The 20,762-nt window shown below is 44.3% G+C and carries 17 protein-coding genes; 8 read left to right on the top strand and 9 right to left on the bottom strand.

Annotation, left to right across the window (positions count from 1 at the left end; all coding sequences use genetic code 11):
* Nucleotides 1-125: 125 nt before the first annotated feature.
* The 6 genes from ACZ5ZC_RS14285 to pheT all read left to right on the top strand — a co-directional run bounded on the left by ACZ5ZC_RS14285 (nucleotide 126) and on the right by pheT (nucleotide 9,135).
* Nucleotides 126-914, top strand: coding sequence for a TetR/AcrR family transcriptional regulator (locus ACZ5ZC_RS14285; RefSeq protein WP_005395898.1), 789 nt, complete (start codon nucleotides 126-128; stop codon nucleotides 912-914).
* A 247-nt stretch (nucleotides 915-1,161) separates the two neighbouring features.
* The gene (locus ACZ5ZC_RS14290) at nucleotides 1,162-3,540 is read left to right on the top strand and encodes an efflux RND transporter permease subunit (RefSeq protein ID WP_464932011.1); all 2,379 of its coding nucleotides are present in this window, start codon (nucleotides 1,162-1,164) and stop codon (nucleotides 3,538-3,540) included.
* Nucleotides 3,541-3,558: 18 nt separating this feature from the next.
* Nucleotides 3,559-4,350: an outer membrane lipoprotein-sorting protein gene (locus ACZ5ZC_RS14295; protein ID WP_464932012.1), complete on the top strand. Its 792-nt coding sequence runs from the start codon at nucleotides 3,559-3,561 to the stop codon at nucleotides 4,348-4,350.
* 10 nt (nucleotides 4,351-4,360) lie between these two features.
* On the top strand, nucleotides 4,361-5,536 hold the full coding sequence (locus tag ACZ5ZC_RS14300; protein WP_464932013.1) for a hypothetical protein: 1,176 nt from the start codon (nucleotides 4,361-4,363) through the stop codon (nucleotides 5,534-5,536).
* Nucleotides 5,537-5,727: 191 nt separating this feature from the next.
* Nucleotides 5,728-6,711: a phenylalanine--tRNA ligase subunit alpha gene (gene pheS / locus ACZ5ZC_RS14305; protein WP_005385470.1), complete on the top strand. Its 984-nt coding sequence runs from the start codon at nucleotides 5,728-5,730 to the stop codon at nucleotides 6,709-6,711.
* Between the two features lie 18 nt (nucleotides 6,712-6,729).
* Complete coding sequence (gene pheT / locus ACZ5ZC_RS14310; protein ID WP_054867344.1) at nucleotides 6,730-9,135, top strand: phenylalanine--tRNA ligase subunit beta; 2,406 nt, start codon at nucleotides 6,730-6,732, stop codon at nucleotides 9,133-9,135.
* 216 nt (nucleotides 9,136-9,351) lie between these two features.
* On the opposite strand, the gene ACZ5ZC_RS14315 is transcribed toward pheT, so the two are convergent.
* Complete coding sequence (locus ACZ5ZC_RS14315) at nucleotides 9,352-10,233, bottom strand: AEC family transporter (RefSeq protein WP_047008656.1); 882 nt, start codon at nucleotides 10,231-10,233, stop codon at nucleotides 9,352-9,354.
* A gap of 533 nt (nucleotides 10,234-10,766) precedes the next feature.
* Between ACZ5ZC_RS14315 and ihfA the strand changes: the two genes are divergently transcribed.
* The gene (gene ihfA / locus ACZ5ZC_RS14320) at nucleotides 10,767-11,063 is read left to right on the top strand and encodes an integration host factor subunit alpha (RefSeq protein ID WP_005377899.1); all 297 of its coding nucleotides are present in this window, start codon (nucleotides 10,767-10,769) and stop codon (nucleotides 11,061-11,063) included.
* Between the two features lie 123 nt (nucleotides 11,064-11,186).
* Here ihfA and ACZ5ZC_RS14325 read toward each other — a convergent pair whose 3' ends face one another.
* Nucleotides 11,187-11,966: a RelA/SpoT domain-containing protein gene (locus ACZ5ZC_RS14325; RefSeq protein WP_134646795.1), complete on the bottom strand. Its 780-nt coding sequence runs from the start codon at nucleotides 11,964-11,966 to the stop codon at nucleotides 11,187-11,189.
* A 316-nt stretch (nucleotides 11,967-12,282) separates the two neighbouring features.
* On the opposite strand from ACZ5ZC_RS14325, the gene ACZ5ZC_RS14330 reads away from it, so the two are divergent.
* Nucleotides 12,283-12,933, top strand: a complete 651-nt coding sequence (locus ACZ5ZC_RS14330) for a thiopurine S-methyltransferase (protein WP_041853041.1) — start codon at nucleotides 12,283-12,285, stop codon at nucleotides 12,931-12,933.
* 71 nt (nucleotides 12,934-13,004) lie between these two features.
* On the opposite strand, the gene purT is transcribed toward ACZ5ZC_RS14330, so the two are convergent.
* The 7 genes from purT to ACZ5ZC_RS14365 form a co-directional block, all read right to left on the bottom strand.
* On the bottom strand, nucleotides 13,005-14,180 hold the full coding sequence (purT, locus tag ACZ5ZC_RS14335; RefSeq protein WP_054867345.1) for a formate-dependent phosphoribosylglycinamide formyltransferase: 1,176 nt from the start codon (nucleotides 14,178-14,180) through the stop codon (nucleotides 13,005-13,007).
* 145 nt (nucleotides 14,181-14,325) lie between these two features.
* Nucleotides 14,326-15,213, bottom strand: a complete 888-nt coding sequence (cdd, locus tag ACZ5ZC_RS14340) for a cytidine deaminase (protein ID WP_005397788.1) — start codon at nucleotides 15,211-15,213, stop codon at nucleotides 14,326-14,328.
* Between the two features lie 443 nt (nucleotides 15,214-15,656).
* On the bottom strand, nucleotides 15,657-16,334 hold the full coding sequence (locus ACZ5ZC_RS14345; protein ID WP_005377888.1) for an LrgB family protein: 678 nt from the start codon (nucleotides 16,332-16,334) through the stop codon (nucleotides 15,657-15,659).
* Nucleotide 16,335: 1 nt separating this feature from the next.
* Nucleotides 16,336-16,710, bottom strand: a complete 375-nt coding sequence (locus ACZ5ZC_RS14350) for a CidA/LrgA family protein (RefSeq protein ID WP_005397786.1) — start codon at nucleotides 16,708-16,710, stop codon at nucleotides 16,336-16,338.
* Between the two features lie 55 nt (nucleotides 16,711-16,765).
* Complete coding sequence (gene sbcB, locus ACZ5ZC_RS14355; protein WP_005397785.1) at nucleotides 16,766-18,187, bottom strand: exodeoxyribonuclease I; 1,422 nt, start codon at nucleotides 18,185-18,187, stop codon at nucleotides 16,766-16,768.
* A 156-nt stretch (nucleotides 18,188-18,343) separates the two neighbouring features.
* Nucleotides 18,344-19,717: an L-cystine transporter gene (locus ACZ5ZC_RS14360; RefSeq protein WP_054867346.1), complete on the bottom strand. Its 1,374-nt coding sequence runs from the start codon at nucleotides 19,715-19,717 to the stop codon at nucleotides 18,344-18,346.
* Between the two features lie 200 nt (nucleotides 19,718-19,917).
* On the bottom strand, nucleotides 19,918-20,607 hold the full coding sequence (locus tag ACZ5ZC_RS14365; RefSeq protein WP_182018907.1) for an NAD(P)H-binding protein: 690 nt from the start codon (nucleotides 20,605-20,607) through the stop codon (nucleotides 19,918-19,920).
* Nucleotides 20,608-20,762: the final 155 nt, after the last annotated feature.

Consider the following 20,762-nt stretch of genomic DNA (forward strand, 5'->3'; position numbering starts at 1 on the left):
GTTTGTTTTTTGATCTATTATGACGAAGTGTCATTTGTGACGGTTCGTCAAATTTAGTGGCGTTCCTGTATTCAAGAATCGTGTTACAATTATTGGGAGTGTGTTGGTATACGGATCAAAGGATTATGTTTAACTTTCGCTGTAAAAAAGATAGCAAGCAAGACGGATGTCGTACGTCTTCAGGGCTAACTAAAAAACAACAGGCGATTGCTGATCGTGAAATAGAGCTTATTCAATTGGCTAAGTCTCTGGTTCAAGAGCAAGGCTTTGCCAACTTAACGATGGACAAGCTCACAGCGGCAAGCCCTTACTCGAAGGGAACGATCTACAATCATTTTTGCAGCAAAGAAGATGTGATTCTTGCGCTTTGTATTCACTCGCTGAGAAGCGAGGCAATATTTTTCGAACGTACCGCTAAGTTCAATGGCAATACCAGAGAAAAAATCATTGCTATGCATGTAGGTTATCGTATTTACGCTCGTATGGAGCCTGTACTATCAACCTGTGCGATTGTTGCAAAGACGCCTTGGGTCCTAGAGAAAGCTTCGCCTAAGCGTGTGAATGAATTGAATAACTTAGAAGAACAAGTAATAGATGGTGCTGATGCGCTGGTGAATAATGCGGTGGAATGTGGGGACCTTAAGTTCTCTCCCGCAATTGGTTCTGATGCCATCGTATTTGCTAACTGGTCTATTGCCTTCGGTTCAAACGCTCTAGCGCAAAATGCATCGAACAGTCGATGTATTCAGCGAATTCAAGATCCATTCTCAGTACTGCATAACGCGAATATGTTACTTGATGGTTTAGGGTGGTCACCTTTATCGACAGAGTGGGATTACCGTAAAACGTGGCGTCGAGTGGAACAGGAATTGTTCAGCGAAGAGCTTGCTTATTTAGAGTCTGTGAATCGCTAATCGTTATAGAGGCCATCTAATATTTTAGTTGGCTTTTTTATTACACCATTATGACGAATCGTCAAAAAGTAGAGGTTGGTACTCAAGTTACCGATCTCGAGAAGTATAGGAAGTTACTCAAAAACTAACTTATATAACCAAATAAATTCGATCTGATTTTTATATGTTGAAGTTATCTGGTTATCACAGCATTCGCTGTTTTTTTTTAGTTTTTAAATTTGACGAAACGTCACAAAAGGAGAGTGTGATGCCACATCACAACGTTCAACAACAAGCCCGAATTGGCTGGGTCAAGCTACCAACGAATTACAGTGTGTTGGTTGTGCTTGCTACCGTTTTATTGATTGTTATAGCAACTATTGGAGGAAAAAATCTTTACTTTAGAGGGGATTACGACATCTTTTTTGATGGAACAAATGAGCAGTTACTTGCGTTTGATGAAATTCAGACTACCTTTGCAAAATCTGACAGTCTTGCTTTGGTCATAGCGCCAAAAAATGGCACTGTTTTTACTCCGAACACCTTATCTCTTATTCAGCAGATCACTGACGAGGCGTGGCAAGTCCCATACTCCACCCGTGTTGATTCCCTTGCTAACTACCAGCATACCGAAGCGTTTGAAGATGATCTTCTTGTCGAAGATTTACTGTATAGCGAATATGAATTGACGCCTCAGCGAATCGAGAAAGTCAAAAGTATTGCGTTGAGTGAACCGGTTCTGAAAAGTTCACTGATTTCCGAAAAAGGGGATGTCACGGTCGTGAATATTACGGTCCAACTCCCTGAGGTCGATAAAACCGCTGAAGTACAAGAAGTGGTTGCCTACATAAACGGAATGATTGAGCGTTATCAGCAAGTGTACCCGGATACTGATTTCCACAAAGCCGGTATTATTGCAATGAACTACGCGTTTATGACCGCAGCTCAAGATGACAGCGCGACGCTAGTGCCGACCATGCTACTAGTGATATTGGTTTTCCTGACTCTTATGTTGCGCTCATTGCTTAGCGTCATCGCGACACTCATCGTTATTATCGGCTCAGTTATGGTGACAATGGGCTTATCAGGGTGGGCTGGTATGTTCTTAAGCACGGCGACAGTTAATGTGCCTACCTTGGTGATGACGCTTGCCGTCGCCGACTGTGTACACATCATAGCGACGATGCGTCAGTCAATGCAAAACGGCTTTAGTAAAGCCCATTCTATTGAACGAAGTATTGCGCTCAATTTCATGCCCATCCTGATTACCTCCATTACCACCGCGATCGGCTTTTTAATGATGAATATGTCGGATTCTCCAATCCTGAGAGATTTCGGCAACCTATCAGCCCTTGGCGTCATGATTGCTTGTTTCCTGTCCATCACATTACTTCCGGCGTTACTTCATATCCTTCCTGTTAGGATGAAGTCAGACACTGCTGATGAAAGAAAGCACTTTATGGATCACTTAGGGGATTTCGTGGTGTCAAAGCGACATGCGTTATTGCCGTTGTCTGTGCTTGTTATTGTCGCGAGTGCGAGTTTGATTCCGCTGAATAAAGTCAACGATGAATCCGTCGAATATTTTGGTCATAGCAATGAATTTCGTCGAGCGGCTGATTTTATGGAAGAGCGAATCAGTGGCATGGCGAACATCAGTATCGCGATAAAAACTAACGAATCGCAGGGTATTGCGGATCCTAATTTTCTCAATACCGTGGGTAAATTTACTGACTGGCTAAGGTTGCAGCCAGAAACGGACCATGTTGCGACCTTGAGCGATGTTTATAAGCGCCTAAACAAGAACATGCATGGAGATGATCAGGCTTATTACTCGCTCCCTCAAGACAGAGAATTAGCGGCTCAATATCTGCTGCTTTATGAAATGTCACTACCGTATGGCTTAGATTTGAACAACCAAATCAATGTTGATAAGTCGTCAATCAAGATGGTTCTCACCGTGGAGAACTTGGGCAGCGTCGAGCTTGTTGATTTGGAAAATCGTATTTACCAATGGTTTAACGAAAACGCGCCTCAGTATGATGTTGTTGCTTCTAGTCCATCACTGATGTTTGCGCATATTGGCGAAACGAATATGGCTAGCATGCTGTCAACCTTGCCTATCACTCTGGTCTTAATTTCGGCATTACTGATCTTTGCCTTACGCTCGTTCAAGCTCGGTTTAATCAGCCTGGTCCCGAATATCGCCCCTGCGCTTATTGGTTTTGGTATTTGGGCGCTGGTTTCTGGTGAAATTAATTTGGGGTTGTCTGTTGTTGTGACGTTGACGCTTGGCGTTGTGGTTGATGATGCCGTTCATTTTCTCTCTAAATACCAACACGCTCGTAAAGATGGCCATAGCGCGGAACAAGCGGTTCGTTACGCTTTTCGCACCGTGGGGCGCGCGCTTTGGATTACGACTGTCGTGCTTGTTGCTGGTTTCTCCGTTCTGGCGATGTCGAGCTTCCGCTTAAATGCCGATATGGGGCAGTTGAGTGCCATTGTTATCTTCATTGCTCTTGTTGTGGATTTCATCTTTCTACCGACTCTACTGATGTTGTTTGACAAAGGCGTCTACGACGAGGTGGACCGCCGAAACAAGCTTAAATCAACTGACTCTCAAACCACGGCTGTTACTCAGTCATAACGAATCAAAGGATTGAACATGAATTTACTAAAAAATGCCTTAAAAGTATCTGCACTTTCTGTCTCGCTTTTTATGAGTCATGCGGTGTTAGCGGATGAAGCGAAAGGATTAGAAATTGCTCAAGAGCGCAAAGCCCGTGATGAAGGGTGGGGGGATTCTGTTGCTACCATGAAAATGATTCTGCGGAACGCACAAGGAGAAAGTAGCACACGTTTAATGCGCCTCCAATCACTCGAAGTTGAGGACGATGGTGACAAAGGACTCACAATATTTGATGAACCAAGAGATGTGAAAGGCACCGCGTTTCTCAACCACTCTCATACAGTGGGTGCCGATGACCAGTGGCTTTACCTTCCAGCACTGAAGCGTGTGAAACGTATTTCCTCGCGTAACAAATCAGGCCCTTTTATGGGCAGTGAATTTGCGTATGAGGATCTCAGTTCTTTTGAGATCGAAAAATATCGTTTCAATTACATAAAAGATGACACCATAAATGGGCAAGATGTTTTCGTCATAGAGCAAATCCCTACAGACAAAAATTCAGGTTATACCAAGCAAACGGTGTGGTTAGATAAAGCGCATTATCGCCCACTGAAAGTTGAGTTTTACGATCGCAAAGGGTCGTTGTTAAAAACGCTTTCTTTCTCAGATTACAAGCAGTACCTCAACCAATATTGGCGAGCGCACACCATGGCGATGACAAATCATCAAACAGGAAAAAGCACTGAGCTAACAACAAGTGAAATGCGCTTTAACACTGGGCTAGAAGACAATGATTTTCATAAGAATGTGTTAAAGCGAGTGAGGTAGTGGAGGAGAAATGAAGCAATCAAATGTTGGGTTGTTGCTTAGCGCAGCAACCTCTCTTTATTCGATGTCTCTTGCCGCCATTGAGCTTGCAGGACAAGTCAATATTGAGCATCGTCAGTTTTTTGATTCTGGCTCTCAGGGTCAGAGAAAAGCGCAAACGTCATTGGTTTTGCAGCCAGAATTTTACTGGGAGATGCAAAATGGTGATGCGAGCTTTACCCTCACACCTTTCTATCGTTTGGATAGTCTAGACGATGAGCGAAGTCATGGAGACATAAGAGAGGCGCTTTATCTGACGTACTGGGATGATTATGAGCTTCGAGTTGGGATTAGTAAGGTTTTTTGGGGAGTGACGGAATCCGCCCATTTGGTTGATGTAGTAAACCAGACAGACGCCATTGAAGCCGTCGATGGTGAAGATAAGCTCGGTCAGCCGATGTTGCATTTTACCTCATTCAAAGATTGGGGCACCGTCCATGCAATGTTATTACCTTACTTTAGGGAGCGAACGTTTGCGGGTACTGACGGGCGCTTGCGAACCGAACCTGTTGTCTCAGATGATGCTATCTATGAATCAAGCAGAGAAGAAAAGCAGGTAGATGTGGCTTTTCGATATTCGAAAATGCTTGGCGATTGGGACGTAGGCCTGAGCTATTTATATGGAACAAACCGGGATCCTTACTTTCGTTTTGAGTACGGGGAATTAAAGCCTTACTACGCTCTGATGAGTCATGTCGGTTTCGATGTACAAGGAATCGTTGGCGATTGGTTATGGAAACTGGAAAGTGTTTATCGAGATAGTGCTGATAATCATGTCGGTCTTGTGACGGGTTTTGAGTATACCTTCGTCGGTGCATTTGACTCGGTTTGGGATGTGGGGGTTATTGGTGAGTACCTCTATGACAGTCGTGGGAATAACGCACAAACTATCGGTCAAAATGATGTGTTTGCAGGCATTCGTTGGGCGCTCAACGACGAGGACGGAACGGAATTATTGACGGGAATCACAAAGGATTTAGATAACGCCGATGTTTACAATGCCAAGTTAGAAGCCTCGAGCCGAATATCGAATAACTTTAAGTGGCAAATTGATGCTTGGTTGTTCAAAAATGAAACGCCAAACGATTTGCTCTATTTCGCCCGAGATGACGATTTTATCGAGCTATCTATTCAATACTATTTCTAAAACAAAAGGGCACAACTTAACGTCAGATTAATGAAAGATGACATTTTTGACGTTTTTGTGCTCTTTTTATTCAATAACCTCTTCTTTTCGTAATTCAATTTGGCATTGGTGCCCGGTTTGGCTACTATGTACAGCTATCAAAAAACCAATCACTCCCTTATGGACACTACCAACAGGTAGATGAGGAAACGATGCAACATCTAGAAGAGATCATTGCTAGCGCGAGCACTGCAATTGAAGCTGCCGAATCGCTAGTCGCACTTGATGAAGTGCGTGTTCAGTATCTGGGTAAAAAAGGTGAGCTAACTGCTCAACTTCAAAGCCTAGGTAAACTACCACCAGAAGAACGCCGTGAAGCTGGTCAAGAAATCAACAAAGCGAAAGGCGTCGTTCAGCAAGCTATCGCAGCTCGTAAAGACGCACTACAACGTGCAGAGCTTGAAGCGAAACTAGCAGCAGAAACAATCGACGTAACACTACCAGGTCGTCGTATTGAGAACGGTGGTTTACACCCAGTAACTCGTACTGTAGAGCGTATTGAGAAGTTCTTTGGCGAACTTGGTTTCAACACCGAAGCTGGCCCAGAGATCGAAGATGCATTCCACAACTTTGATGCGCTAAATATTGCCGCTGATCACCCAGCGCGTACTGACCACGATACTTTCTTCTTCAATCCAGATTTGATGCTTCGTACTCATACGTCAGGCGTACAGATCCGTACGATGGAAAATGGTAAACCACCATTCCGTTTCATCGCTCCGGGCCGTGTATACCGTAACGACTACGACCAAACTCATACCCCAATGTTCCACCAAGTGGAAGGTATGCTGGTTGATGAGAACGTAAACTTTGCACAGTTGAAAGGCATCCTGCACGATTTCCTATGTAACTTCTTCGAAGAAGAAGTAGAAGTACGTTTCCGTCCATCTTACTTCCCATTCACTGAACCTTCAGCTGAAGTAGACGTGAAAGGCAAAAACGGTAAATGGTTAGAAGTACTAGGCTGCGGTATGGTTCACCCGAACGTACTACGTAGTGTAGGCATCGATCCTGAAAAATACTCTGGTTTCGCATTCGGTATGGGTGTTGAGCGTCTAACGATGCTTCGTTACGGCGTGAACGATCTACGTGCGTTCTTCGAAAACGATCTTCGTTTCCTAAAACAGTTCAAGTAATCCAGAGGGTTCATCAACATGAAATTCAGCGAATCATGGCTTCGTGAGTGGGTAAACCCAGCGGTTACTACTGACGAACTCACTCATCAAATTACAATGGCCGGCCTAGAGGTAGACGACGTTCTTCCTGTAGCGGGTTCTTTCACTGGCGTTAAAGTGGGTCACGTTGTTGAATGTGGTCAACACCCAGACGCAGACAAACTTCGCGTTACTAAAGTTGACGTGGGTGAAGAAGAGCTTCTAGACATCGTTTGTGGCGCACCTAACTGTCGCCAAGGTCTGAAAGTAGCGGTAGCAACAGTTGGTGCTGTTCTTCCAGGCGATTTCAAAATCAAAAAAGCGAAACTACGTGGCCAGCCATCTCACGGCATGCTTTGTTCGTTCACTGAACTAGGCATTGATGTTGAGTCAGACGGCATCATGGAACTAGCAGAAGACGCAGTAATCGGTACTGATTTCCGTGAATTCCTAGGTCTAGATGACGTAACGGTAGACGTAGATCTAACAGCAAACCGCGCTGACTGTTTCAGCATCCGTGGTTTAGCTCGTGAAGTTGGCGTACTAAACCGTGCTGACGTGACTGAGCCATCAGTAGAAGCAGTTGCGCCTTCAATCGATGATAAAGTGTTTATTGAAGTGAAAGCGCCAGCAGCGTGTCCACGTTACCTAGGTCGTGTAGTTAAGAACGTAAACGTTCAAGCTGAAACGCCACTATGGATGCAAGAGAAACTGCGTCGTTGTGGTATTCGCTCTATCGACCCTGTTGTAGACATCACTAACTATGTTCTTCTAGAGCAAGGTCAACCAATGCACGCATTCGATCTAGCGAAGATCGAAGGTGGCATCGTAGTTCGTATGGCTGAGCAAGGTGAGAAGCTAACACTTCTTGACGGCAGCGAAGCAGAACTAAACGCAGATACATTAGTTGTTGCTGACCACAACAAAGCACTTGCAATCGCAGGTATCTTTGGTGGTGAAGAGTCTGGTGTAACAACTGAGACTAAAGACGTTCTACTAGAGTGTGCATTCTTTGCACCTGACCACATCCGTGGTCGCGCTCGTAGCTACGGTCTGCACACTGATTCTTCAATGCGTTTCGAGCGTGGTGTGGATTACGCACTGCAAGTGAGCGCAATGGAGCGTGCAACTCAGCTTCTTGTTGAAATTTGTGGCGGTGAAGTAGCACCTGTTGTTGCAGTAGAGTCTGAAGCAGACCTACCTAAGCCAAACAAAGTTGCTCTACGTCGTACGAAGCTAGACAACCTACTAGGTCACCACATTGCTGATGCTGACGTAGTAGAAATCCTAGAGCGCCTAGGTTTGACTGTTGAAGCTTCAGAAGAAGGTTGGATGGCAGTAGCGCCAACATGGCGTTTCGATATCGCTATCGAGCAAGACCTGATTGAAGAAGTTGGCCGTATCTACGGTTACGACAACATTCCTAACCAACACCCAGCTGCAGCACTTAAGATGCACAACCACGTTGAAGCGGATCTTCCACTGAAACGCGTTCGTGATCTTCTTGTTGACCGTGGTTACCACGAAGCAATCACATACAGCTTCGTTGAGCCTGAGCAACAAAAGCTAGTGGTACCTGGTGTTGAGCCTCTAGTGCTTCCAAACCCAATTTCTGCAGACATGTCAGCAATGCGTCTTGGTCTTATCCAAGGTCTGCTGAACACGGTTGTTCACAACCAGAAGCGTCAACAGCCACGTGTTCGTCTATTCGAATACGGCCTACGTTTCATCCCATGTGAATCTGCAGAAAACGGCATGCGCCAAGAGCCTATGCTTGCAGGTGTTATTGCTGGTACTCGCGGTGAAGAGCACTGGAATATCGAAACTAACACTGTTGATTTCTTCGACCTTAAGGGCGATCTAGAAGCGATTCTAGAGCTATCTGCGAACGAAAAAGCGTACTCTTTCGCAGCACTGTCACCTGAAAGCAAAAAAGCTAACCCAGCACTTCACCCAGGTCAATCTGCGGCAATCATCGTAGACGGCAAAGAAGTAGGCGTGATCGGTACCGTTCACCCTGAGCTTGAGCGTAAGTTCGGTCTAAACGGTCGTACTATCGTATTCGAAATCGAATGGTCTGCAATCAACAGTAAAGTGATCCCAGAAGCGGTTCAGCTTTCTAAATTCCCATCAAACCGTCGTGACATCGCAGTAGTTGTGGACGAAGCGGTAGCATCTGGTGACATCGTTAATGCTTGTTTAGAGCAAGGTGGCGAGTTCCTTAAAGATGCGAAACTGTTCGACGTGTACGTAGGTAAAGGCGTTGAAGACGGTAAGAAGAGCCTAGCAATCGCTTTGACTCTACAATCAGTTGAGCGCACGCTTGAAGATGCAGATATCGCAGGTGCGGTAGACGCTATCGTTGCTCACGTTTCTGAGAAGTTTGGTGCGTCTCTACGTGACTAAGCGTTAGATGAACTATCTCTCTTAAGAAACTAAAAACCCTGTCAAATCGGCAGGGTTTTTTATGTTGAGCATTGTCTTATTGTGATTCACGTACTAGGCCGTTTACGTCACCTCCCACAACCTCAAAAATCTGGACCAAACTTGAGGTAGCGCTTAATCGAGATTTGGCATATATCGTTTTTCCGCCAACAGACGCTAACGCAAGTTTATTGGCAGCTAGGCGGCGAGTGAGAGGGTATAGCTAAGCAGAAGAGGCAGCGTAAGAATACTGAAAAAGTTGCCAAATAGTACCATTGACGCCACTTTCATGGGCTCTATATTCAGCCTTTCCGCAAATAGGTAATTCATGACGGCTGGTGGCAGCATTGTGAAGAGTACCATCATTTGCAATTGCATCGTTGGAAGGGGAATTAACCAATAAATAAGTGCAAATGCAACCGCCCCAGTTGCAAGCGACTGCACGGTACACAATACACCAACCTTTAAACCATCCACTCTTAAATGACACATTTGTGCCCCCAGGGATAAAAGCATCACGGGTACTGCCGCTTGGCCAAGTAGAGCAGTCGCTTCGTATAAAGGTGCCCATGCCCCCACATTTGACACGTTGAGAAACAGAGCCAACGACGCAGCTAAAAAGATTGGCATCTTGACTATTTGCTTAAAAGGGTTGCCATGACTAAGTAGCATTACACCTAAACTAATGTGCAAGCATGCTGACACGACAAATAGCAGTACTGCTGAGGATAGCGCAATTTCTCCAAACGTATAGGTAAACAAAGGAATAGCAAGGTTTCCGCTATTGCGAAACATATGTGGTGGTGCCCAGGTTTTAAACGACAGTGACGTCAATCGACATACAGGGATCATGAGTAGTGCGGGAACCAAAACCGCGACAATTGCTGCAAAAAGGAGTGGTCCCTGATTCGAGTCTAACGGCATGCTAACGAGCGAAGAAAACACCAGCGCAGGTGTGAAAACCTCAATGTTAATGCGGTTGATTGGACGAAAGTCAGGCTTGATGTAACGACCTACCAAATAGCCGACGCCGACAAGAGCAAAAACAGGGAAAAGAATATTTATGATTTGATTAATCATGGTCGCCTAGATGAAGTGTAAGGAGCTAGTGTGGAGATACACGAAGAACCACATTATCAACCTTTATATATTGCGTCATCGCTGAACAGTGAGAAGCGTGGGTTTAATCAAGCTTTCTAAGCACAGTTACAAAGCCAGGTGGTCATACCATTTAGTTCAATTGTTACGTATCGAGTTACATACAAATCACTGAATTTACGACAAGTTCTATGTCAAGTGTCTGTTAAATAACCAATCTCTGATATTTTTATTAAATAGTGATTAATGTTGATATTTAAACTACTTTTAGTTTTATCGGCTGGATATTTTTCCTATTAAAGAGAAAACAAAAACAAAAATATCAAAATGTTGGCGTTTAACAATAATTTACATAGTGCTATTCCTTTTGTTCGCCAAGAAAAAAGTTGGCGAAAATCATAAGCTTGTCATACACTTCCTGATGTAACCCCGATATGTTGTTGAATTGGTAGGGTAAAACTGCTCTGGCGCTACACTAACGTAGCATTGTTTAACATAGCTTTGAGGAAAGTTTTATGGCGCTCACAAAAGCCGAACTGGCAGAAAACCTGTTTGATAAATTAGGATTTAGTAAGCGGGACGCCAAGGAAACGGTGGAAGTGTTCTTTGAAGAGATTCGTAAGGCACTGGAAAGTGGCGAACAGGTAAAACTGTCAGGTTTTGGTAACTTTGATCTTCGTGACAAGAATGAACGACCTGGTCGTAACCCGAAAACCGGTGAAGATATTCCAATTACTGCTCGACGTGTAGTGACTTTTCGCCCGGGTCAGAAGTTAAAAGCTCGTGTAGAAAACCTGAAGAAAGTACAGTAAGCCGAATAAATGGATCACGCTAAGGCGTGGTCTTTTTTTTGCGTAAAACTTGTGTCGCATATAAACGAAAACCACCGCAATGCGGTGGTTTTTCTGTTTTTGAGTATATCTTAATGATATGGATTACGCTGCTTCTAGGTGCGTTGTTAAGTATGGTTGCCATGCTTGTTGGTACAAGTTTTTAGACTGTGCACGCATGTTGCGAATAGAAGCGAGTTCTAGTTCGCTTAGTTTGCGTTTCTCCATCATCGCTTGGCGTTCTAGTTTCTGGATTTTTTCGTATAGGTCGTGTTCAGGACCGCTTTTCACATCTGCGATGGCTTTTAAGTGCAGTTGAACTTCGGCAACCAGATTTGTCTTTGGTAAACGAACGAGTAAGTTCAAGTCTCTATAGCCTGAAGGACCAGGTTTTTTGAAGCGATTTTTTACTTTAACAATTGTTGTTTCACGCTCTAAGGTTTCATAAATGGAGACTAAGCTCGCGACGTCTTCAGCAACAATCGTGGCACGGGCTAGGTCAGTAATGCGTTCGACTTTTCCATCTAACTCCAAAGCTATTTTTTCTTCTGCTCGTTGTTTGGACTTTACGCCTGCGAAGTATGGCTGAGCATCATTAAGAAGTGCGGTACTTTTACAGATAGTTTCAAGCTCAAATTGTGCTTGGTGAGCTTTGCTGTAAAGAATGTCGAAGTCAGTGTATGGCTGAGTTGGAGTTGCGTCGATTGACTGAATACCATACAAGCCGCTAAGGCTATGTTTAAAGAGTTTCGAACAAACTTCGTTTTGGCTTGTTGAACGATTTTGATCGCCACTCGGCGCTGGGGTAATTGGAAGTGCGGCAAATGCCGGTGCACGGCTAAGTACCAAAAGCATCAATGCTGTAGTACGAAGAAATAAGCTCATTCACTCTCCTTAACTTGCTTGTACTTAGAAAATAGGGAACATAAAGGTCGCTAAGTTCGGCAAATCAGGTACTAACTTATTAATGGGGTCATTACGAAAGATTCCAAGGTTTCAGTTTTGTCTTGAAGTGGAATCGTGCGTTAGATCACCATTTCTCTTTTCTTTATTCTGTTTATCAGACAAAGGCGTGGTTCCTATAAGAACGTTTACATCCTATCACCGCTGTATTAACCAAAGATGAACGGCATAGACAAATTGAAAAAAATCGTTAGTCTTACTTCTCAAAATGAAAATCAGCCGACAAGTAGAAAGTAAAATGAGAGACCAAGAGTTTTGGCATAATAAATGGGCCAGTAATCAAATCGGATTTCACTTGGAAGATGTAAACCCGCTATTACCTGCATATTGGCAACACACAAACCCAAAGCGTGAAGACAAAGTGTTAGTGCCTTTGTGTGGAAAGTCAGAAGACTTGATTTGGTTGGCGATGAAGCATGATTCAGTTGAAGGTGTTGAGCTGAGCCATATCGCTGTTCGTGCCTTTTTTGCTGAACATTTTTATACGCCAACCGTGACGCCTGTTAATGGTATGCACGAGCTTTATCAATTTGATGAGCTCTCTATTTATACTGGGGACTTTTTCACTGCACCAGTATCTCAAGCCGATATCATTTATGATCGCGCCGCGTTGGTTGCTTTACCGAAAGATATGCGAGAGGAGTATGTAGAGCGTCTCAAGCAACTTTTGAATCCAGGCGGTCGTATTTTGCTTGTTACACTCAACTATCCTCAAGAAGAGATGGCAGGGCCTCCATTTAGCGTGCCAGTCGAAGAGATTGAGCAGTTATTTTCAGGTTACAAAGTTACCTGTTTGAACGTAGATGAAGCTGATGAAAACCATCCTAAAATTGCGAAAAAAGGCTTAAGTCGCTTCTCTGAAGAAGTGTACCTAATCGAGAGTGAATAGGTTTTTTTGGTTTGTAAAACGAAATAGCGCAGCAATTTGAGCTGCGCTATTTTTGTATAAGTGGTTCGTATTTAATAAGTGATATTCACTTTTGCTGCACTTTCAACAGCATCTTGAACGGCTTCTTCGGTGGTTTTTCGTCGCGTAAGGACAACACCTAAACGACGGCGACCATCGATTTCTGGCTTGCCGAATAGACGAACTTGCGTTTGAGGTTGAGCTAAGGCTTTGGTTAGGTTGTCAAAGCGAATGTTTGTGGAAGTCCCTTGCCCAAGAATAACGGCCGACGCAGATGGACCATATTGTACGATATTATTAATCGGCATTCCGGTAAATGCACGTACGTGGAGAGCAAACTCAGACATTTCCTGCGAAATCATTGTGACCATGCCTGTATCGTGTGGGCGAGGAGAGACCTCATTGAAAATGACCTTATCGCCTTTAACAAATAACTCTACACCAAAGATGCCGTAGCCACCGAGTGCGTTGACTACTTTCTCTGCCGTGTATTCTGCTGCTTTTACTGCGTTTTCTGACATGGCTTGCGGTTGCCATGATTCGCGGTAGTCGCCATCTTCCTGACGATGGCCAATTGGAGCACAGAAGTGAACACCGTCAACGGCTCTTACAGTCAATAAAGTGATTTCGTAATCGAAGTCGATAAAACCCTCCACGATCACGCGACCTGCACCCGTACGTCCGCCTTCCTGTGCGTAATCCCATGCCTTTGCAACGTCGTCTTCGGTCTTGATGACACTTTGCCCTTTACCTGAAGAGCTCATAACTGGCTTTACTACGCACGGTATGCCTACATGCTCAACCGCGGCTTTGAAGTCTTCAAAAGTATCTGCAAAACGATAAGGTGATGTCGTCAGTTCTAGTTCTTCTGCAGCCAAACGTCGGATACCTTCACGATTCATTGTTAGCTTGGTTGCCTTAGCGGTTGGAACAACATTCAGCCCTTTTTCTTCAAGCTCTACCAGTTTGTCGGTTGCGATAGCTTCGATTTCAGGTACGACGTAAGTAGGTTGTTCCTTCGTAATAACTTCTTCTAAGGCGCTTCCATCTAACATATCGATGACGTAACTACGGTGAGCAACTTGCATCGCTGGAGCATTAGCATAGTGATCACAAGCAATCACTTCTAAACCAAGTCTCTGACATTCAATTGCGACTTCTTTACCGAGTTCGCCAGAGCCTAAAAGTAATACACGGGTAGCATTTGCGCTGGTTGCAGTGCCAAACATAGTGTTCCCTTACAAAATAGAGTGGTGAGACAGAAATTGCAGGAGATCATACTGAAGTTTTATGACAAAGCAAACGTTTGCTTTTGGTTTTTAGGCAATAAAAAAGCTCTACATGCAGTAGAGCTTTTTATACTGAAATTGTCGCTTATACGTTGACAAAACTAAGTGGAATATCTGGATTCAACGCTTCTAACGTTGATTGCGTATCAGCCAAATGACTGATCTTGCCTTCTGAGTTTTCTACCAGAGCAGCGGCTTTGATATTGTCAAAAGTTTCACCCGCAAGTAGTACTTGGATCAGCGCAACTTGTAATGGCGGCAAGCTAGGGTTAAACGCCGCATTTTCCGCATAAGCACCTTGGAATACACGGCCGCTAGCCATTTCTAATGCTAAGCCACTCAAGTTGTTGGTATATGGTGAGTGGCTCATGTTCATCGCTTCAACAGCGCTTTGAATTAGAGTGTCTTCATCATCGCATGAGAACTGATGCTTTACTTCTGCCATTAAGCCGGATTCGATACCGAGATCGTTTGGTCCAAAGGCTTCAGGTAGGTATTCATGCAGCGACTTTTCTTCGCGTTCTGGGAGCTGAATTTTAAGCTCGTTTGCGGTAGATAACTCGTTCATGAACTGACGGCAGTGACCACATGGGCTGAAGTTAATAGTGATATCTTTAATACCACGTTCACCTTTCATCCAAGCGTGGCTAATTGCAGACTGCTCAGCGTGAACTGTTTGACCTAACTGAACACCAAAGAATTCCATGTTGGCACCGAAGTAAAGGCGACCTGAGAGACCACGAACGATAGCACCGACATAAAATTCAGAAAGAGGAGCATAGGAATATGCTGCGGCAAAAGGAAGTAGAGCAACACGAAGCTCTTTATCTGATAGACCGGTAGCTGAAAGCAACTGCTCAAACTGTTGAACTGAAAGCGTAGCATCAAAATCATCAGCTTGGATGATAGGAGCAAGTTGTTTGGAAAGTGCTTCTGGAGCGCCTGCTAGCGCCTGTTCAATGCGACTTTTCATGTTGAATCCTTGTTATTGCATGGACAGTTATTCTATGTGAAGGATAGAAATGTTCCGTGCGTTAGATCACGATAAATAATGCAATTGATAATTCTGTTACATAATTAGAGTGAGCTCACACATGTATTCGATTGCACTGACGTGAAGCGTTATCTCCGTCTCACAATTAACCATATCAGTATATATTCATATGACCAAGACGCTGGGATATGTTAATTACGATGCCTACATGTCCACACAACGTTATTCCTAGATATCTAAGCAACGTTGAGTCAGTAATATTGCACTGAATGTTAAAGTTATTAGTGTGTATCTCGTCAGAGTGCCTTAACGATCTTACTAGAACGGGTTGTTAGATGAGGTAATACAGAATTCTGGAAGGGATAAGGAAGAAACGGGAAGGCCACGGCCTGCCGGAAGGAGGGCAGACCGAGAGCGCTTAACTATTGATATAGCCAGACAGCCAAAGCAAAAAAGCTTGGAGCCAAAATAGAAGTGATGATGCCGCATAAAACCAATGCGAGTGATGAGAACGCGGCATCAATGGGCTGTTTCTCTGCACATGTCGCGGTGCCTAAGGCATGAGACACGGTACCCATTGTTAGGCCACGTGCAATCGGGTGTTTAATTCCAATTAAGTTGTAAATTGGGTATGCCAAAATCGCGCCCAATAAACCAACAATCAGAACCAAGATCGCCGCAACGGCAGCTTCACCACCGAGGTGACTCGAAATTTCCATTGCTATTGGCGTAGTGACGGATTTACCCACTAGACTTGCGATTAAACTGATATCCGCTTTGAAAGCGACTGCGATCAAGGTGGTTGTCATCATCGACATCACACTGCCTACTGTGCAAGCAAAAGTGATGATTCGCCAGTTTGCTTTAATCTGTGGTAGTTGTTCATATAACGGGTAAGCCAGAGCAACTACGGCTGGTTGAAGTAAAAAACTGATCCCTTCGTTATCCGCATAATACGTTTCAAACGGTACATTTAAGTAAGTAAGCAAAGGAATGAGCACTGCAATACTGATTAGCAAAGGATTTGCTAGAGGATTATTCACTTTGATTGCGATTTGGCGCGCGACAAGAAAAACCGCAATGGTAACAACTAACCACATATCAGTGCTTCTCCTTTAGCAAGTAGTCCAGCAGCCAAGCGAGGCTGACCAGTACAATGAGTGAGCCTCCAACTGCGCTAGCAATGATAGGGAGGGCATTAGCGAGTAGCATATCGAAATGTTGCATTAATCCCACGCTAATAGGAACGAACAACAAAATCATGTAGCGGATAAATAGCGTGGCGCCCGGTTTGACCCAATCGACCTTTACAAGCCCAAGAGTCATGGAGAAAAACAGTACGAGCATACCGATGACACTTCCTGGGACGGAAACGCCAGTGAACTTTTGAATGGTAATTCCGATGCCAAGTGCCCCCATGATGAGGAAGATTGAAATGAGCAGTTGGATCAGTTGTAAGAATCGTTCTTTAATCATTTTGACAGTATATAAACAACAAGCACACCATAAGGTGCGCTTGTATTAGGAGGAGTTAAGAAGCTAAGCTCTCTACATAACGGTACACGGATTTTAATATCGCAATCTTCTTTTCGTCACTTTCATGTTCGTGAACTAAGTTTTCTAAATTCAGCATGTACTCTTCAATTTGGCTTTCAAACACTTCTCGACAGTGTAATGCCCAGCGTCTCTGTTCTTGTTCGTCTAATGTGCCTGGGAAGTTACGCGCACGATAGCGGAACAATAGAGGTTTAATGCGCTTGTCATCAAATTCAATGTCCAATGCGGCAAGATTGTTCGGGTCGGTTTCTCGAATGATATCCATGGCTGCGCGATCGGCCGGAGAGAAGAATCCGTCGTAAAGTTGTGTATCGACGTCATCACTTTTATCGAATTTACGCTCGACTGAAAAGAGGCTAATCAGCTTTTCTCTAATTTCAGGATGTTGGCGCAACAAAGCGAGATTAGCGAGACATTGCTGGCGATCAATGCCAATAGACTCTGCATTTTCAGCCGTTAACGTTTTTGCAGGGGCGAGAATAGGGCATTTGTTCAAATGAACTAGTTTAACTGGCACTGGTAGCAATTCACCAAGATCTTCTCGCTTAGTGTAGAGTCTTTCGTGTAGCTCTTCTGCGGATAGCTCAAGAATAGGTTGAGGGTCTTTCGCTAAATCGATAGTGATAACCGCGTTGTTATTGGTTGGATGCCAAGCAACAGGCACAATCCAGCTAGTGTACTGGCATTCGCGCCCTAGCATGCCTGAAACGTGCATCAACGGCGTCATGTTGACGATGTCGACTAATTCATTGAGCTTGCGCTTTTGGCGCATAGAAAAGAAGTAGTCAAACAATTTTGGTTGCGCTGCTTTGACTTTTTTCGCCATTTCGATAGTCGCAATCACGTCTGCCATCGCATCGTGCGCGTTACTATGTTCTATGCCGTTAGCAACAGACAAGTGCTCTAATTTAAAACTAGTGAAGCCATCTTCGTTTTCTGGCCATTCTACGCCTTCTGGGCGAAGGGCGTGGCATGCGCGTAGCACATCGAGTAAATCCCAGCGCGAGTTACCGTTTTGCCAACTCCATGCGTATGGATCGATAAAGTTGCGATAACAAGTATAACGGGTCACTTCGTCATCAAAGCGAATGCTGTTGTAGCCTAAACTGGTAGTATTTGGTTTCGCGAGTTCAGCGTGAATCTTAGCGATAAACTCAGGCTCAGAAAGGCCTTCTTGAACCGTTTTTTGCGGAGTAATACCAGTAATAAGCGCAGCTTCAGGAGACGGAAGATAATCAGCAGGTGGCTGGCAGTACATGACTAAAGGCTCGCCGATGATATTAAAGTTTTCATCTGTACGAACACCAGCGAACTGGCTTGGGCGATCTTTCGCGGGGTTTGTTCCCCATGTCTCATAATCAAAGAAGAAAAAAGTGGGCTGATTATCTTGGTGCATTCTGCTTACCGTTTACAAAACCGATAACAGTATTAGACCATTCAACGCCTTGACTAGCAACGAAAGATGCAAGTTGAATTTTTGAAAATGAAAAAGCCGATGGCGAACCATCGGCTTGATATTTTACGTTTTATTGCTTGGGAAGGAATTTGAGTTCTATGCTCGTGTTTCTTCCAATGCTGTTTCGCTTTCTGGTGACTTCAGCACTCGGCTAGCAATCGTACCCGCAGTCATTGAACCTGAAACGTTTAGTGCGGTACGTGCCATGTCAATCAATGGTTCAATAGAGATAAGCAGTGCCGCGATGGTTACAGGTAAGCCCATTGCAGGAAGAACAATCAAGGCTGCAAACGTCGCACCGCCGCCGACACCTGCAATACCAAATGAGCTGATGGTGATAATCGCAATCAATGACAGGATAAAGTGAAGATCCAGAGGGTTGATACCCATTGTCGGAGCTACCATCACTGCCAGCATTGCAGGATAGATACCTGCACAGCCGTTTTGGCCGATAGTGGCACCAAACGATGCTGATAGGTTTGCAATCGCTGGTGGAACGTTAAGCTTCGTGATTTGCGCTTCTACGTTTAGTGGGATCGTTGCTGCTGAGCTACGAGATGTAAACGCGAAGGTCAGTACAGGCCAGATTTTCTTAAAGTATTCCGCAGGGCTAACGCCGACAAAAGAGACTAATACGCCGTGAACAACAAACATCAGTGCGATAGCAACATAAGACGCCACAATAAAGCCAAGTAGGTTTAAGATGTCGCCTGCGCTTGATGTCGCAACCACTTTTGCCATCAGTGCTGCGATGCCGTATGGCGTTAGGGCCATGATCATCTTCACTAATCGCATAACGATAGATTGAGCAGCTTCTACGAAAGTACGAATCGGTGATTCCAACTCTGCTTTTTCCATCATCACTTTACGAGCGGCGATACCAGTTAACACGCCGAAAATCACAACAGCGATAATTGATGTCGAGCGAGCACCTGTTAGATCAGCAAATGGGTTGGTTGGAATGAAGCTAACTAGCATTTGAGGAATAGTTAGGTCACTTACTGTACCGGCACGGCTTTCTAAAACGGCGATACGAGCGGTTTCACGCGCGCCTTCAGTTAAACCCTCTGCTGAAAGGCCAAATGTCGTTGTCACCAAGATACCGATGAGTGCAGCAATTGCAGTCGTTACAAGAAGAACAGAGATGGTCAGGCCAGAAATTTTACCTAATGATCCACCTTTTTCCAATTTAACAACTGCAGAGATCATCGATACCAATACTAGTGGCATGATGACCATTTTCAGTAGACCAACGTAGCCACTGCCTACAATGCCTACCCATTCAAGTGTTTGAGCAATTGCGCTGTTGCCTTCACCGTGAATGAGTTGCAAAGCAAGACCAAAAAGAGAACCAGTAACAAGACCGATTAAAACGAGACGAGAGAGTGTGTGTTTCTTTTGTTGTTGGTTAAATAGAAAGAACAATATGCCAACAAAGACGGCTAGAGAGGCTATCACTGCAAAATTCATAATCTGACCTTATCAACCTGCCGAAATGGCGGTTGTTTTTTATACGGGGTTTTATACGGATTTGTTTATGGGGCGTAAGATAACGCTCGCGATATAACTTTAAAAATGACAAACGGGTATTAGCTAGATCTAAAATGAATATAAAAACGAGATCTAAGTCGCGTGAGAGTGTGAATTAGCACGTTAAATGTACAAAATGGTTATTCGTAGTGATGCAGTAAGTCACGCATTTCTTGCCTTTGTAAGTAAACCACCGAATCTTCTTGATAACTGAAAAGTTGATAAATCATCGCTTTGGCGACATCTTCCGCTCGAATAGGTAAAAAGTTGGACAGTTTGCCAAGCATGAGTGGGCGAATTACCTTAAACAGAATTTGCACTAACTTCTCGTCCGTTCTTGGACTTTGACGTTGACCAACAAGCGGGCCTGGGCGAACAAACACGATTTCCTCAAAACCCATAGCTTCGATTCTTTGTTCCATTTGTCCTTTACAGGCTAAGTAATGGGATGGTGATTTACTATTTGCACCAAGGCTAGAAACAACCGCAAGGCGTTTGACTCCGATCGTTTTCATCTGTTGGGCGACTTTACACACCAGATCAACATCTACTCTACGTAAATTATCCTTACTGCCTGCTTGCTTAAGAGTTGTGCCTAAACAGATAAAGCCGATGGTCGGTGTTGGTTGGTTATCATCCCATTGGTGGATAGAGAGGTCGGCATCAATGAGAGGAACAAGCTTATTGTCCGCATCTAGGACGCCATCGAGTGGGCGGCGAGAAAGATAATATAAGGTACCAACACCTGATTGATTTATGAGGTTTGTAATGACTTTTGAACCGACTAAGCCAGTCGCCCCAGCGATGATGGCGCAGGTGTTGTTATCCATGTCCTTTCTCCTATATGGGAATATAGCCTAAGCTATTGTAGCGGATTTCAAGGAGTTACTTATAATCGAATGCTCGAAAGGTGAGACGCTCTGCGAACTCAGTAGACTTTCCTAACAGAAATCTGATTAGCGCTGCCCCAAGCGGATGCAAGGGT

Source organism: Vibrio sp. JCM 18905 (assembly GCF_055393305.1).

Bases quoted from the DNA above. Each gene is read 5' to 3' on its own strand.
- pheT (WP_054867344.1), top strand. From the start codon at position 6,730: ATGAAATTCAGCGAATCATGGCTTCGTGAGTGGGTAAACCCAGCGGTT.
- ACZ5ZC_RS14300 (WP_464932013.1), top strand. From the start codon at position 4,361: ATGAAGCAATCAAATGTTGGGTTGTTGCTTAGCGCAGCAACCTCTCTT.
- sbcB (WP_005397785.1), bottom strand. From the start codon at position 18,187: ATGCACCAAGATAATCAGCCCACTTTTTTCTTCTTTGATTATGAGACA.
- ACZ5ZC_RS14290 (WP_464932011.1), top strand. From the start codon at position 1,162: ATGCCACATCACAACGTTCAACAACAAGCCCGAATTGGCTGGGTCAAG.
- ACZ5ZC_RS14360 (WP_054867346.1), bottom strand. From the start codon at position 19,717: ATGAATTTTGCAGTGATAGCCTCTCTAGCCGTCTTTGTTGGCATATTG.
- purT (WP_054867345.1), bottom strand. From the start codon at position 14,180: ATGTTTGGCACTGCAACCAGCGCAAATGCTACCCGTGTATTACTTTTA.
- ACZ5ZC_RS14315 (WP_047008656.1), bottom strand. From the start codon at position 10,233: ATGATTAATCAAATCATAAATATTCTTTTCCCTGTTTTTGCTCTTGTC.
- ACZ5ZC_RS14330 (WP_041853041.1), top strand. From the start codon at position 12,283: ATGAGAGACCAAGAGTTTTGGCATAATAAATGGGCCAGTAATCAAATC.
- ihfA (WP_005377899.1), top strand. From the start codon at position 10,767: ATGGCGCTCACAAAAGCCGAACTGGCAGAAAACCTGTTTGATAAATTA.
- ACZ5ZC_RS14350 (WP_005397786.1), bottom strand. From the start codon at position 16,710: ATGATTAAAGAACGATTCTTACAACTGATCCAACTGCTCATTTCAATC.
- ACZ5ZC_RS14325 (WP_134646795.1), bottom strand. From the start codon at position 11,966: ATGAGCTTATTTCTTCGTACTACAGCATTGATGCTTTTGGTACTTAGC.
- ACZ5ZC_RS14285 (WP_005395898.1), top strand. From the start codon at position 126: ATGTTTAACTTTCGCTGTAAAAAAGATAGCAAGCAAGACGGATGTCGT.
- ACZ5ZC_RS14345 (WP_005377888.1), bottom strand. From the start codon at position 16,334: ATGTGGTTAGTTGTTACCATTGCGGTTTTTCTTGTCGCGCGCCAAATC.
- ACZ5ZC_RS14365 (WP_182018907.1), bottom strand. From the start codon at position 20,607: ATGGATAACAACACCTGCGCCATCATCGCTGGGGCGACTGGCTTAGTC.
- cdd (WP_005397788.1), bottom strand. From the start codon at position 15,213: ATGAAAAGTCGCATTGAACAGGCGCTAGCAGGCGCTCCAGAAGCACTT.
- ACZ5ZC_RS14295 (WP_464932012.1), top strand. From the start codon at position 3,559: ATGAATTTACTAAAAAATGCCTTAAAAGTATCTGCACTTTCTGTCTCG.
- pheS (WP_005385470.1), top strand. From the start codon at position 5,728: ATGCAACATCTAGAAGAGATCATTGCTAGCGCGAGCACTGCAATTGAA.